The following is a 13,148-nucleotide window of genomic DNA, read 5'->3' on the forward strand; positions in this document are numbered from 1 at the left end:
TGCAGAGAAATTATGATTTTTTTTGAGATTTCCATTTTTGAAATTCGGCATCATCAGATTCATTAAGTTTGAAATCTAAATCATTTTCATCTTTTGCTCATTACGATGTCTTTTAATCTGCCATTGCAATCATCAAGAGTATCTTTGATTTGAGAAAAAAAGGAAAATATAAAAATTGCCACAAGAATATAAAATTTTGACCTCATCAAATGAATTTAATTTTAAACTAATTTAAAAATAATAAAATAAAAGCGTCCCAAGAAATTGAGACGCTTTAAAATCAAATATCTGTCAAGGACTAATAATGTCCTTTCTCAATATAATGTGCAGCCACTTTTTCAGTTAAAGCGACAACATTCGGATGATTTGTGTATTTTGTAAATCTTCTTAAACCAGAAAGCATCATTCTTTGTTCATCACCTTCAGCGAAAGAAACAATTCCTTCTTTTGCAGAGGTAATGATTTTTTCAACTGCTTTGTAAAGATTTAACTGAGCCATTGCAGCTTCCACAGAATCAGCAGAAAAATGTTTTTCTGCTCTTAAAATTGCAGATTCTGCCATATAGATTTGATTCAAAATTTCAGAAGCATTCAATAATAAATGCTGTTGTTTCTCAATATCCATCATATATTTTTGAAGTGCAGCACCTGAAACCATTAAGAAAACTTTCTTAAGATTGGCAATAATTGCTTTTTCTTCACTCATGAATTCGGAATAATCAGGAACTTCAAATGAAGGAATTCCCATCAATTCTTTGCTGATTGCCATTGCCGGAGATAATAAATCTAATTCTCCTTTCATTGCTCTCTTAATCAACATTCCAACCGCAAGAAGTCTGTTGATTTCGTTGGTTCCTTCGTAAATTCTACCGATTCTGGCATCTCTCCATGCAGATTCCATCGGAGTATCTTCTGAGAATCCCATTCCACCATAAATCTGGATTCCTTCATCGGCTGTATTTTGAGTAAGATCTGAAACAAAAACTTTAAGGATAGAAGCTTCTACAGCGAATTCTTCAACCCCTTTTAATTCAGCCTGCTGATGATCCATGCCACCTGCAACCAATTCTGCAATTTTATCTTCAACATTTTTTGCTAAACGGTAAGAACCCGCTTCACTTACGAAAACTCCGGTTGCCATTTCAGCAATTTTCTTTCTGATTGCTCCAAAAGTTGAAATGGAAACACCAAACTGTTTTCTTTCGTTTGAATATTGAATAGAGTGGTTTAAAATTCTTCTCTGCCCGTCAAGATTGGCAGCAGCTAACTTGATTCTACCAACATTTAAAGCATTCAAAGCGATTTTGAAACCGTTGTTTCTTTCACCCAACATATTTTCTACAGGCACTTTCATATCATTGAAGAAAACCTGACGGGTAGAAGACGAACGAATCCCCAATTTATGCTCTTCTTCGCCGAAAGTTAAACTTTCAGGATTTTCAAGCTCTGAACGGTTAATTACAAAACCTGTGATATTTTTATCATCATCAATTTTTGCGAACAACGTGAAAGTATCTGCAAAACCTGCGTTGGAAATCCACATTTTTTGTCCATTGATGATGTAATGTTTTCCGTCTTCCGACAATTTTGCTCTTGTTTTTCCGGAATTGGCATCAGAACCCGCATCTGGCTCAGTCAAACAATAGGCTCCGAATTTTGTTCCGGTCGCTAAATCCGGAAGATATTTCTTTTTTAATTCTTCGCTTCCATAAAGAAGAGTAGGAAGAGTTCCTATTCCCGTATGCGCTCCATAAGCTGTTGCTAATGAGCCGTTTCCTCCTGAAACATAATCGCACGCAAGCATGGTACTCACGAATCCCATTCCGAGACCGCCGTACTCTTCAGGAACAGTAATACCCAACAATCCCATTTCGCCTAATTGACGCATTTTTTCTTCCGTTAAAGCATAATCTTTTTTCTCAAAACGATCATGTTGAGGAACAACTTCTCTATCTATAAATTCTTTTGCAGAATCACGAAGCATTTTTTGCTCTTCTGAAAGTTCTTCTAAAGAGAAAATTTCATTTGCCGAAATTTCTTTTATTAAAAACTCACCTCCTTTTAGTGTTTTATTAAGTGTAGTCATTATATTTTGTATTTTTTTTAATTATAATAATTCGAAGATAGAAGCCGCACCCTGTCCTGTTCCCACGCACATAGAAACCATTCCGTATTTGTTACCGCGTTTTCTCATTTCATCAAGAAGCTGAACCGTTAATTTTGTTCCGGTACATCCAAGTGGGTGACCAAGCGCAATTGCTCCTCCATTAACATTTAAAATATCAGGATTTAAGCCTAATTCTTTTTTGATAGCAACCGATTGTGATGCAAAGGCTTCGTTTAATTCGATTAATTCAATATTTTTTAATTCTAAACCTGCCTGTTTTAGAGCCTTTGGAATGGCATAAATTGGTCCCATTCCCATAATTCTTGGTTCAAGACCAGCCGCTGCATAAGCTACTAATCTAGCTTCCGGTTCCAATCCTAATTCTTTCACCATTTCTTCGCTCATTACCATTACGAAAGCTGCACCGTCGCTCATTTGAGATGAATTTCCTGCTGTTACGCTTCCACCGTTGGCGAAAACTGGTCTTAATTTAGCCAACCCTTGCAAAGAAGTATCAGCTCTCGGACCTTCATCTACAGAAAAATCAAACTTTTTAGTCTGCATTTTCTGGTTTTCATCCAGGAAATTATATTCAACAGGAATCGGAACAATCTGATTGGTAAATTTACCTTCCTGATTAGCTTTTAGAGCTTTCATATGAGATTCAAAAGCAAATTGATCCTGTTCTTCTCTTGTGATATTGTATTGTTTGGCAACTTCTTCCGCAGTATAACCCATTCCCCAATAATAGTCAGGGTTTGTTTTGGCAATTTCCGTTTCCGGAACCGGTTTGTAACCACCCATTGGAATATAAGACATTGATTCTGTACCTCCTGCAATAATGCAATCCGCCATTCCAGCCTGAATTTTTGCAGAAGCAATTGCAATTGCTTCACTTCCGGATGCACAATATCTGTTTACGGTCACTCCGGGAACTTTGTCTGTATTTAAACCCATTAAAGAGATTAAACGGGCAACATTTAAGCCCTGCTCAGCTTCCGGCATCGCATTTCCAACGATAAGGTCGTCAATTCTGTTTTTGTCTAATTGCGGAAGTTCAGCCATTAATTTTTCAATTACGGTTGCCGCCATTACATCGGGACGAGTAAAACGAAGGGAACCTTTTGGTGCTTTTCCTACCGCCGTTCTAAATCCTTTTACTATATATGCTGTTTTCATTTAATTGTATTAATGTATTACGTAAAATGTATTTATGATTTAAAATGTTTGAGTATTAAGTTTCTGTTTCAATTTTGCTAACATATTTTGTATATGTTTGATTTCGGAGTAAATAGTAATAAAATCATCACCTTTAAAGAATCCCAAATCATTTGCAATTAAAATTTGAGTTTCAAATTCGAATGAAGATCCTAATGCAATATTCAGAAAATGTGAAAATTGAGCATTTGTATCTCGGCCTGCACCTTCAGCAATATTAGAAGGAATTGAATATAAACTTCTTCTCGACTGTGAAATCAATCCGAACATTTCATCCTTTGGAAAATTATTGGAAGCCATGTAAAATATTTTACAAAGTTTCATTGATTTCGTCCAAACTTCTAAATCTCTAAAATTGTGCATCGTTAATACATTAATACTTTTGACATTTTACAAAAAATTCTAATTTCTAAGTGGCTTTCCATTCTGTAACATATACTGGATTCTTTCCAGCGTTTTTCTCTCACCACAAAGCTGTAAGAATGTTTCTCTTTCAAGATTTAATAGATATTGTTCAGTTACAACAGTTGGTTCAGAAAGATTTCCTCCAACCATTACATTCGCTAATTTGTCAGCAATTTTTTTGTCGTGTTCAGAAATATATTTTCCAGTAAGCATTTGATCTGTTCCAACATAGAACATTCCTAATGCATCTTTACCTAAAACTTTTACTTTCTGTTCAATCGGTTGAGTATAGCCATGTTCAGCCAAACTTATCGCCAACATTTTTGCTGTTTTGATTTGTGTTCTTTTATCAACGGCAACAATATCTTTTCCTTTTTCAAGGATTCCCATATCGTAAGCTTCGTAAGCAGAAGTTGCTACCTTACCCATTGCGATATTCATGAAAGCTTCACGAAGTCTGTTGTTTTTAACATCATCGTTGTGGAATTCCCTTGAGGTTCTTAAAGTCAACTCTTTTGTACCACCACCGCCTGGAATTACACCGACTCCAGTTTCAACCAATCCAATGTAAGTTTCTGCTGCTGCGACAACTCTGTCAGCGTGCATCGTCATTTCGCAACCGCCGCCAAGCGTCATTCCGTGAGGAGCAACGACAACAGGAATAGAAGAGTAGCGAACTCTCATCATTGATTTTTGGAAATAAGCAATTGCCATATTCAAATCATCCCAGTCGTGTTCGATAGCCATCATTAAAATCATCGCTAAATTGGCTCCAACAGAGAAATTTGTCCCTTGATTTCCGATCACTAATCCGTCGTATTCTTTTTCAGCTAAATCAATCGCTCTGTTTAATCCATCCAGAACTTCACCTCCTAAAGAGTTCATTTTAGAACGGATTTCAAAGTTGATAATTCCGTCGCCTAAATCTTCAATCGAAGCTCCTGAATTACTCCAAAGCGTTTTATTTTTTCTGATATTATCTAAAATAATGAAAGCATCCTGTCCCGGAATTTTGTTGTATTCACCTGAATTTTTATCAACATAAATGCTTTGTCCTTCATCATTAACTTTATAGAAAGTTTCCACATTTTTTACCCAGTCTGAAACTTCATAGCCTGCATCTTTTGCTAATTCAATACCTTTTTGAACACCAACCGCATCCCAGATTTCAAACGGACCGTTTTCCCAACCGAAACCAGCTCTCATTGCGTCGTCGATTTTGTAAACTTCATCAGAAATTTCAGGAACTTTATGAGAAACATAAGCGAATAATGCGCCTAAAGATTTTCTGTAAAGCTCTCCGGCTTTATCTTTTCCACCAATTAAAACTTTAAATCTGTCAATCGGTTTATCAATATTTTTAGTTAATTCTAAAGTCGGGAAAGAAGATTTTCCTTGAAGTTCGTATTCTAATGTATCAAGATTTAATCCGTGAATTTCAGATTTTCCTTCTGCATTTTTCACTTTTTTATAGAAGCCTTGTTCCGTTTTAGAACCTAACCATTTATTATCAACCATTTTCTGGATGTAGCTTGGAAGGGAAAAAACATCATTAAAATCATTTGCCTCAGCACCACTTTGACGAACGCCGTTGGCAACCATCACCAACGTATCCAATCCAACAACATCTGCCGTTCTGAATGTCGCAGATTTTGGACGGCCGATTACTGGACCTGTCAATTTATCAACTTCAGAAACGGTTAATCCTAATTTTTGAACATTGTGAAGCAAATCCATCATAGAGAAAACTCCGATTCTATTCGCAATAAAGGCGGGTGTATCTTTTGCTAAAACAGTTGTTTTTCCTAAGAATTTTGCTCCGTAATTCATGTAGAAATCAATGATTTCCGGATTTGTATCGTGTGTCGGAATAATCTCTAAAAGAGGAAGATATCTAACAGGATTAAAGAAATGTGTTCCTGCAAAATAGTGTTTGAAATCATCGCTTCTTCCTTCAACCAACATATTTATCGGAATTCCGGAAGTATTTGAAGAAACTAAAGTTCCCGGTTTTCTAAACTGTTCAATTTTTTCGTAAACCGATTTTTTAATGTCTAGTTTTTCAACCACAACTTCAATAATCCAGTCTGTATTTTTTATTTTCGGTAAATCATCATCAAAATTTCCAACTTTAATTCTCTCTGCAAATTTTGGAGAATAGAGTAGAGCCGGACTTGCTTTTTTCAGTTTTTCAAAGTTTTCGGAAGCGATTCTGTTTCTTACCGCTTTGTCGTCTTTGGTCAAACCTTTTTTCTGTTCTGCTTCAGTCAGTTCAAAAGGTACGATATCTAAAAGCGAAACTTCTACGCCAATATTGGCAAAGTGCGCTGCAATACCGCTTCCCATAATTCCTGAACCAAGAACGGTAACGTGTTTGATTCTTCTTTTCATTACTTTATATTTATAATTTATTTTCTGTTATTTAAGTCTGTAGCGATTTTCATGATTTCATTCATTACCTCCTTGAAAGTTTCCAATCTGTCGGGAGCAATTTTTTCCATGATTCTTTTATTGAAATTAACGACAACTTCTTTAGACATGTTTCTGGAATTCAGTCCTTTATCGGTAAGCTTTATAATGACTTCACGTTTGTCTGTTGTAGTTTTTTCCTTGTAGATATATCCGTTGTCCTCAAGAAGTTTAATAATTCTTGTAAGAGAAGTAGGTTCGATGGCCATTTTAGGTCCCAAGTTTGTACTTCTTGTTCCTTCTTTCGGATCTATTTTAAGTAAAGTGAGTGCCTGAACCGCTGTAGAATCGTGTTCCTGAGCTAGATCCGTATACATTTTTGAAACTGCCAACCAGGTTTGCTTCAAAATTAAATCTACGTTTTCTATTTTATCTTTGTTATCCATATATTTATTGAAATGGTGCTATTCAAATGTAGCAAATATTATGCATGCATAGTATTTATTAACGTTAAAATTTGTTAACAATCTGATATTTAACGGATTAAATTGTATGATTAGCATAATACTATGCATGCATAGTATGTGAATTATGTAATGAAATTATGGTATTAATAGATGGTTTTCACTAAATTAACAATTTCTTCAAAAGATTCGCATTCGTGTTTTGAAAAACCATTAGAAATTAACCAAAAGTTATTTTGAAATTCAAAATGTAAAGATGAAAGATCTTTTTGAAAGTTTTTTTGAAGCAAAGAGTATAACATTTCTTTGTGCAACTCAGGTGCTGATATTTTTGGAGGAACAAATTGATTATTGATGTGAAATAAAGATACATTCGTTAGCTCTTCGTGCTGAAGTAATACGTCTTCAACAATTCCGGCATATAAATGATTATCTTTTATATACCAGATTTTATCTGCAAATTCTTTTGCCAAACGCCAGTCGTGAGAAGAAAAAAGGATTAATTTATTCTGTTCTTTGGCTAATTTTCGGAGGGTTTTTAGAATGATTAATTTATTTTTTTCATCCAAATGAGTAGTAGGTTCATCAAGAATAATAAAAGGAGAATTTTGAGTTAAAGCTCTTCCGATAAATGCTTTCTGAAGATTTCCATCAGAGAGGTTTTTGAGCAACGTGTTTTTATATTGAACCAAATCCAGTTCTCCAATAATATGCGAAACTTCTTTTCTGTCTTCTTTTTTAAGTTCAAAATAAAAAGGATAGTAAATATATTTTCCTAGAGAAATAAGATCTTCAACCGTATAATTCTGCGGAATAACTGATTTTGAAAAAACGACTGCAATTTGTTCAGCAATCTCTTTCACGGAAAGATTTTTTATATTCTTATGATTAATAGAAATTTCTCCGCTTAAAAGAGGAATTTGATGGAGAATAGATTTGATTAACGTTGTTTTCCCAACACCATTGTTACCAATTATCAAGCATACTTCCCCTAAATTCAAATCAGCATTTGCATTTGAAATTAGGGATTTATCGTAGCCTATGTTTGCTTGGTTTATTTGTAGGTGCATATTTTAGATAGAAATAAAAATGATAAATAAGATAAAAGGAATAATACTAAAAGTAAAATATAGAAATTTATCTATTTTGACTTTCCATAAGCTATAGCTACCTAAAATAAGAGATCCCCAAAAGGCAGAAGGAATACCAATCATAAACCACCAATTATGACCGAATGAATATATCCAGTGCTTTTCTTGGTTTATCCTAAAAAGTTTTGAATATTCAAGAAAAATAGCACTCACTACAAAAACAATTATATTTGCAATGATTAATTGTTTCTGTGTTATTTTTATATTCATAGTTTAGATTCCTACGGAATGACAATTATAAGGTATTATTTCAAATTGACAATTCACTTTACACTTTATTCTGCTTCAAAAGCATTAATAAAATTACAGGAATCCCGAAAACAGAGCTTATAACATTTAACGGGATTTGTGTTTTTTCTGCAACGATTGAAAATAACAGCATGATCAACATTCCCAACAACATATTTAAAATCCATTGTTGCCAGAGTTTTGCGGGATTGTAAAGTAATCTGCAAAAATGCGGAACAATAATTCCGATAAATAAAATAGGACCTAAAAAGGCTGTTATTGAAGCAGAAAGTAAGGACGATGCACCAATGATCAACAGTTTTAATTGATTCAGATTAACTCCCAGACTTTGTGCATAAGATGTTCCCAGCGAATTTCCAATCAAAGGTTTTATGGTTTTAAAACAAATAAATAATCCTATTAAAACTAAAACTGAAAGAACATAAATCTGATTTTTCGTCACCATATTATTAGCCCCAAAAGACCATAAAATATAATTTTTTAAACTCTGATTTTCTGCATATAACTGAAGCAAAGAAACGATCGCTCCGGCAAAGGCAGAAACGAGAAATCCGAAAATAATTAAATAAGATTTATCCTGAAATTTATTCGACATTGATAATAAAATCAACATTAATAAAAAACTTCCGGTAATGGCAGATAAACTGAGAAAACTATTTTGAAGAAAATCGGGTAGGAGAATATCGTGAGAAAAAAAAATATAAAATGCGACAGATAAACTGGCAACCGAAGTGATTCCCAGAATGTCTGGACCAGCCAAAGGATTCTGAAAATATTCCTGCATAAGAAAACCTGAAGTCGGGATAGAAATTCCCGCTAAAAGCATCACCAAAACACGGTTGATACGAATTTCAGCAATCTGACTGTTCGAAGAATCTTGAAAAAAATCAAGAAAATTTAAACTTAAAAATCCTGTATTCAGATTAATAACCGCAGTTATGAAAATTGCAATTATTGATATGAAAAACAGGATTTTAAATTTATTCGACATTTCTCTGGAAATGATTCGTACTATTATTTTAAGAATGAATTAATTTTTTCATTAAGCATTTCTTCAGACATTGATCCTTCAACTTCATCTGTTTTATTCCCTTTTCTGAAATAAGTAAAGGGAATTCCGTTTCCTTTCCATTTTTCAAAATTAGAAAAGAAAGTATCATCAAATTTGGATTCATCTACTAATACAATATAATTTTCTAATCCGTTTTCTTTGGCAAACGCAGGAACCTTATCTTTCCAAGCGGCTTTATCAAGAATATCAACAAAAGTAAATTTTACAGGTTTTCCATTTAATTCTTCGATTTTTTTCTTAAAATGAGGAATTTCCATCATACAAGGTCCGCACCAGGTTGCAAAAAAGTTTGTTACGTAAAGAGTATCGTCTTTTTTAGATAAATTTGTAACCAACTCCTGCTGAGAAATTTCTTTTAACTCCACTTTTGGAGCTTCAATTGTTTTATTAATTGCTGTGGAATCCATTGATGGAGAATTCTCTGTATTTTTCTGACTTTCTTTTTTACAACTTGTCAGTGCAAAAACAACAAGCGTGGATAAAATTATCTTTTTCATAAATTATTTTTATCTATTTTTGAATTGAAGTATGGAACAACAAATCTATAAAGGAAAACTGACGCAGTTTCACCGGTTAAAAATAGCGAAAAAGGAAGAACTGACCAAAAATACTTTTTCTCTGGAATTTGAAATTCCTGAGACGTTGAAGGAAAATTTTAAGTTTGAAGCGGGTCAGTTTGTAAGTCTGAAATTCAGGTCTCACGGTGAAGATATTATCAACGATTATTCAATGACTTCAGCACCGTATGAGAAAAAAATAACCCTTGGTATTAAAATTAATTCTACTGATGGAGCAACTTCCCAGCTGTTCAAAAATTATAATGTTGGTGATGAAATATTGGTGAGCGAACCGAGCGGACGATTTACTTTAGTTTCGAAGCCTCATGAGTTTCGAACGATTGTTGGTTTTGCTGCAGGAATCGGGATTACTCCTATTTTAAGTCATTTTAAAAATATTCTTCATAACGAACCAAGAACAAGATTGTTTTTATTCTTTGGAAATAAAAGTTCACAGGATTTAGTTTACAGAGAAACTTTAGATAATCTTGCGAGAATGTACGACGACAGATTGCAGATTTTCTATTTTTATTCACAGGAAAAAACAGCAAACAGTTTCTTTTATGGAAGGTTGGATGAGAAAAAATTAGGTTTAATTATCAATCAGATTTTACATTTGGATGATACGGATGAAGAATCTACGATTTGGGATGCGGTGGATGAAGTTTTGATCTGTGGAAGGGGAGAGATGATTAAAACGCTCGCCAACGCTTGTTTTCATCATGGAATTTTGAAAAAAAATATTCATTTTGAACTTTTTGAAGAGTTTAATAAAGATATTTACCCAGTTGAAAAAGAATTTCCATTAATTGAAAATGTAGAAGTAGAATTTATAGTTTCCGGGAAAAAATATCATACAGAATTACCAAATAATAAGGAAAAGATTCTTCAGCAATTGTTAATTCAAAAATTTCCTGTACCTTATTCGTGTAAATCCGGGATCTGCGGAAGCTGTGAGTGTATTTTGGAAGATGGAGAAGTAGAGTTGCTGGAAAATGAATATTTAACAGAAAAAGAAGAGGGGAGAGGACGTATTTTAGCATGTATGTCAATTGTAAAAAGTAAAAAGCTAAAACTTAACTTTGATTTGAGTTGAGAATTATTAAAAACATATTTAATTTAATCTTTGTATCAATAGAAATAGGAATTCTGTTGATATGTCTCGCCAATGCATGGGTTTTTGCCCTTACAGATGGTAGGACTTACAACAAAATTTCAAAAATTCCTCCTAGAGAAATTGCTCTTGTCTTAGGAACTTCACCTAAAATGAGATCTGGTCTTTCGAACCCGTATTTTACCAAAAGAATGGATGCTGCAGCGCTACTTTATCACCATGGGAAAATCAAAAAAATCCTTGTAAGCGGCGAAAAAAGTAAAGGATATGATGAGCCTGCCGCCATGAAAAATTACCTGATTTATCAGGAAGGAGTTCCGGACGATATTATTATTGAAGATCCGAAAGGTTTTAATACCTATAGAAGTATTTTACGTTGTAAACACGTTTACAAAAAAGATAATGTGATTATTGTTTCGCAGGGTTTTCATAACCTTCGCGCATTGCTTTTTGCAAGAAACAATAGTATGAATGCGTTGGGATTTGATGCACAGGATGTGACAAAACCTGAAAGTTATTACAGAAATCAGTTCAGAGAGATTCTGGCAAGAACAGTGGCTGTAGTATATTTCGCATTAGGAATTTCGCCGGATTAGTCGATATATTCCTTTCATTATAAACACATACTCTACTTAAACTATATGACCATCCAAAACTTTTACACCATTGAGATCACCGACAAAGCAGGCTGGGATCGGACGATTAAAAAATGTATTTTTTATGACATTTACCATACCTATTTTTATCATTCTTTAGAGAGCTCATTTCCGTCTGTTTTATTTGTTTCTGAATATAATGATGAATTAATCGTTTTTCCTTTTAAAATACGAAATATAGAAGGTACAGGTTACTTTGATCTTACCTCTGTTTATGGCTATTGTGGCCCGATTTCTAATAGAAATTTTAATGATTTGTCAAAGGAACATTTCGCTTTCTTTCATCAACAATTTTCAGAATTTTGTACTAAAAATTATATAGTTTCAGTATTTTCAAGGCTGCATCCGCTTAGTGATTATAGTAATTTTTTTGATAATTTTGGCGAATTTGCTGACATCAATAAAACTGTTGTTATAGACCTTGAGCAATCTTCGCAGGAACAGATAAAACAATACAGGAAATCTACCAAATACGAAATAAAATATTTAAGAGAAAGAGATTTTTCTATTATTGAAACTAAAAACCCTAAGGATATTGATGATTTTATCGAAATGTATTATAAAACAATGGAAAAAGTACGTGCTTTTGACAGGTATTATTATGACAGAGATTATTTCCACGGATTTTTAAATAATGATGATTATGAAGTGATTTTGCTGATGGCTGAAAAAGACGGACGGTATGTTGCCGGTGGAATTTTTACAGTCGTAGGTAATATCATGCAATATCATCTGGCAACAACTGCAGAAGAAAGTATAAAGGATGCTCCTATGAAGCTGATTCTTGATGAAGCCAGAGTTAAAGCAAAAAATAAAAATTTGCAGTTTCTACATTTAGGTGGCGGATTTGCGGGCAGAGATGATGACAATCTTTATCTTTTCAAGTCCGGATTTTCGAAAAACAGGCTACAATTTTCTGTATGGAAGCATATCACAGACATGGAACAATACAACAAACTTGTAGCCTATATGAATATTTGGAAATCAGTAAATACTTTTTTTCCTTTATATCGAAATTAATCTTGCGTAGATAATAAAACACTCATTCGGTATGAATATTCATTATTCATATCGAAAATTTCTATTTTTAGATTGAATTTTTCAGCAATATGTATAAATTCTGATTTTTCCCACCATCTGCCGATTCCACCTAAGAAAATATCACCTGATTGAACTGCCTTTTCATAATTGGCTTTTCTTTCCGGGGTGTTATAAAAGTTCCATTTGTTTTCATTATTGGGAACATTTGTAAGATAAAATTTGAAGTCTTTAGAAATTGTAGTTATTCTTTCAATGATTTTTTCTAATTCTTCAGGTGTAAAATAAGATGTAGAATCGTTGATTAAAAACTTTTGAATTTCAGGTAACTCTTCTTTAAATATTGTTGTGAAATCTTCCTTTGCATTTCCTTTTACATATTCTATATTGTCATTTGATTTGTATTTTATAGCCGCATCAATAAGTGCTTCGGTAAAATCGAATGCATAAATTTTCTGTACTATCTGGGATAAAGAATAAGTAAGAAGACCGTTTCCACAGCACATTTCCAAAAGAATATCAGAACTTTTAAGATCTAATTTTTCGACAACATCATTTACAAAGCTTTGAAAAACCTCTTTTGAAACAGGTGCTTTATTAACTGTTTTTCCGACTTGAATATAAAGATCGTCTTCATTTTCAGGCTCGATTGCATTATAACTTTCCCAAAATTTTTTCCATTGGTCACTCATAGTATAGTTTTATTTT

General features: G+C 33.4%; 13 protein-coding genes. 3 read left to right on the forward strand and 10 right to left on the reverse strand.

Annotated elements, in window-relative coordinates; translation table 11 throughout:
* Positions 1–298: 298 nt before the first annotated feature.
* From ASG22_RS15940 to ASG22_RS15980, 9 genes are all read right to left on the reverse strand, one after another.
* On the reverse strand, positions 299–2,086 hold the full coding sequence (locus ASG22_RS15940) for an acyl-CoA dehydrogenase family protein (RefSeq protein WP_055986913.1): 1,788 nt from the start codon (positions 2,084–2,086) through the stop codon (positions 299–301).
* Between the two features lie 21 nt (positions 2,087–2,107).
* Entirely contained in the window at positions 2,108–3,286 is a 1,179-nt protein-coding gene (locus ASG22_RS15945; protein WP_055986915.1) for an acetyl-CoA C-acyltransferase, read from the reverse strand.
* Between the two features lie 39 nt (positions 3,287–3,325).
* Complete coding sequence (locus ASG22_RS15950; protein WP_055986917.1) at positions 3,326–3,688, reverse strand: four helix bundle protein; 363 nt, start codon at positions 3,686–3,688, stop codon at positions 3,326–3,328.
* A 39-nt stretch (positions 3,689–3,727) separates the two neighbouring features.
* Positions 3,728–6,121 carry a 3-hydroxyacyl-CoA dehydrogenase/enoyl-CoA hydratase family protein gene (locus ASG22_RS15955; protein ID WP_055986919.1) on the reverse strand — a complete coding sequence of 798 codons (2,394 nt, stop codon included), beginning with the start codon at positions 6,119–6,121 and terminating at the stop codon, positions 3,728–3,730.
* Positions 6,122–6,138: 17 nt separating this feature from the next.
* Positions 6,139–6,585 (reverse strand): MarR family winged helix-turn-helix transcriptional regulator, encoded by a 447-nt coding sequence (locus ASG22_RS15960; RefSeq protein WP_055986920.1) that lies wholly within the window; start codon positions 6,583–6,585, stop codon positions 6,139–6,141.
* Between the two features lie 164 nt (positions 6,586–6,749).
* Positions 6,750–7,673: an ABC transporter ATP-binding protein gene (locus tag ASG22_RS15965; protein WP_055986922.1), complete on the reverse strand. Its 924-nt coding sequence runs from the start codon at positions 7,671–7,673 to the stop codon at positions 6,750–6,752.
* A 3-nt stretch (positions 7,674–7,676) separates the two neighbouring features.
* Positions 7,677–7,964, reverse strand: a complete 288-nt coding sequence (locus ASG22_RS15970) for a hypothetical protein (protein ID WP_055986923.1) — start codon at positions 7,962–7,964, stop codon at positions 7,677–7,679.
* Between the two features lie 58 nt (positions 7,965–8,022).
* Positions 8,023–8,994 (reverse strand): FecCD family ABC transporter permease, encoded by a 972-nt coding sequence (locus ASG22_RS15975; RefSeq protein ID WP_055986925.1) that lies wholly within the window; start codon positions 8,992–8,994, stop codon positions 8,023–8,025.
* A 23-nt stretch (positions 8,995–9,017) separates the two neighbouring features.
* The gene (locus ASG22_RS15980) at positions 9,018–9,572 is read right to left on the reverse strand and encodes a TlpA family protein disulfide reductase (RefSeq protein WP_055986927.1); all 555 of its coding nucleotides are present in this window, start codon (positions 9,570–9,572) and stop codon (positions 9,018–9,020) included.
* Positions 9,573–9,603: 31 nt separating this feature from the next.
* Here ASG22_RS15980 and ASG22_RS15985 point away from each other — a divergent pair, with 31 nt between their 5' ends.
* The 3 genes from ASG22_RS15985 to ASG22_RS15995 are packed head-to-tail and all read left to right on the forward strand — an operon-like array spanning position 9,604 to position 12,422.
* On the forward strand, positions 9,604–10,728 hold the full coding sequence (locus ASG22_RS15985; RefSeq protein ID WP_055986930.1) for a ferredoxin--NADP reductase: 1,125 nt from the start codon (positions 9,604–9,606) through the stop codon (positions 10,726–10,728).
* Positions 10,725–11,342: a vancomycin high temperature exclusion protein gene (locus ASG22_RS15990; protein ID WP_055986932.1), complete on the forward strand. Its 618-nt coding sequence runs from the start codon at positions 10,725–10,727 to the stop codon at positions 11,340–11,342. The genes ASG22_RS15985 and ASG22_RS15990 overlap by 4 nt, the downstream gene beginning before the upstream one ends.
* A gap of 45 nt (positions 11,343–11,387) precedes the next feature.
* Positions 11,388–12,422, forward strand: a complete 1,035-nt coding sequence (locus ASG22_RS15995; protein ID WP_055986934.1) for a GNAT family N-acetyltransferase — start codon at positions 11,388–11,390, stop codon at positions 12,420–12,422.
* Here ASG22_RS15995 and ASG22_RS16000 read toward each other — a convergent pair.
* Positions 12,419–13,132, reverse strand: coding sequence for a class I SAM-dependent methyltransferase (locus ASG22_RS16000; RefSeq protein WP_055986937.1), 714 nt, complete (start codon positions 13,130–13,132; stop codon positions 12,419–12,421). The two genes, ASG22_RS15995 and ASG22_RS16000, sit on opposite strands and share 4 nt — an antisense overlap.
* Between the last annotated feature and the right edge of the window lie 16 nt (positions 13,133–13,148).

The organism is Chryseobacterium sp. Leaf405 (assembly GCF_001425355.1).
GTDB lineage: Bacteria > Bacteroidota > Bacteroidia > Flavobacteriales > Weeksellaceae > Chryseobacterium.

What these genes read in the sequence shown, in the direction of transcription:
- ASG22_RS15980 (WP_055986927.1), bottom strand. Translation starts at nt 9,572, where the DNA reads ATGAAAAAGATAATTTTATCCACGCTTGTTGTTTTTGCACTGACAAGT.
- ASG22_RS16000 (WP_055986937.1), bottom strand. Translation starts at nt 13,132, where the DNA reads ATGAGTGACCAATGGAAAAAATTTTGGGAAAGTTATAATGCAATCGAG.
- ASG22_RS15960 (WP_055986920.1), bottom strand. Translation starts at nt 6,585, where the DNA reads ATGGATAACAAAGATAAAATAGAAAACGTAGATTTAATTTTGAAGCAA.
- ASG22_RS15995 (WP_055986934.1), top strand. Translation starts at nt 11,388, where the DNA reads ATGACCATCCAAAACTTTTACACCATTGAGATCACCGACAAAGCAGGC.
- ASG22_RS15945 (WP_055986915.1), bottom strand. Translation starts at nt 3,286, where the DNA reads ATGAAAACAGCATATATAGTAAAAGGATTTAGAACGGCGGTAGGAAAA.
- ASG22_RS15950 (WP_055986917.1), bottom strand. Translation starts at nt 3,688, where the DNA reads ATGCACAATTTTAGAGATTTAGAAGTTTGGACGAAATCAATGAAACTT.
- ASG22_RS15985 (WP_055986930.1), top strand. Translation starts at nt 9,604, where the DNA reads ATGGAACAACAAATCTATAAAGGAAAACTGACGCAGTTTCACCGGTTA.
- ASG22_RS15970 (WP_055986923.1), bottom strand. Translation starts at nt 7,964, where the DNA reads ATGAATATAAAAATAACACAGAAACAATTAATCATTGCAAATATAATT.
- ASG22_RS15965 (WP_055986922.1), bottom strand. Translation starts at nt 7,673, where the DNA reads ATGCACCTACAAATAAACCAAGCAAACATAGGCTACGATAAATCCCTA.
- ASG22_RS15955 (WP_055986919.1), bottom strand. Translation starts at nt 6,121, where the DNA reads ATGAAAAGAAGAATCAAACACGTTACCGTTCTTGGTTCAGGAATTATG.
- ASG22_RS15975 (WP_055986925.1), bottom strand. Translation starts at nt 8,994, where the DNA reads ATGTCGAATAAATTTAAAATCCTGTTTTTCATATCAATAATTGCAATT.
- ASG22_RS15940 (WP_055986913.1), bottom strand. Translation starts at nt 2,086, where the DNA reads ATGACTACACTTAATAAAACACTAAAAGGAGGTGAGTTTTTAATAAAA.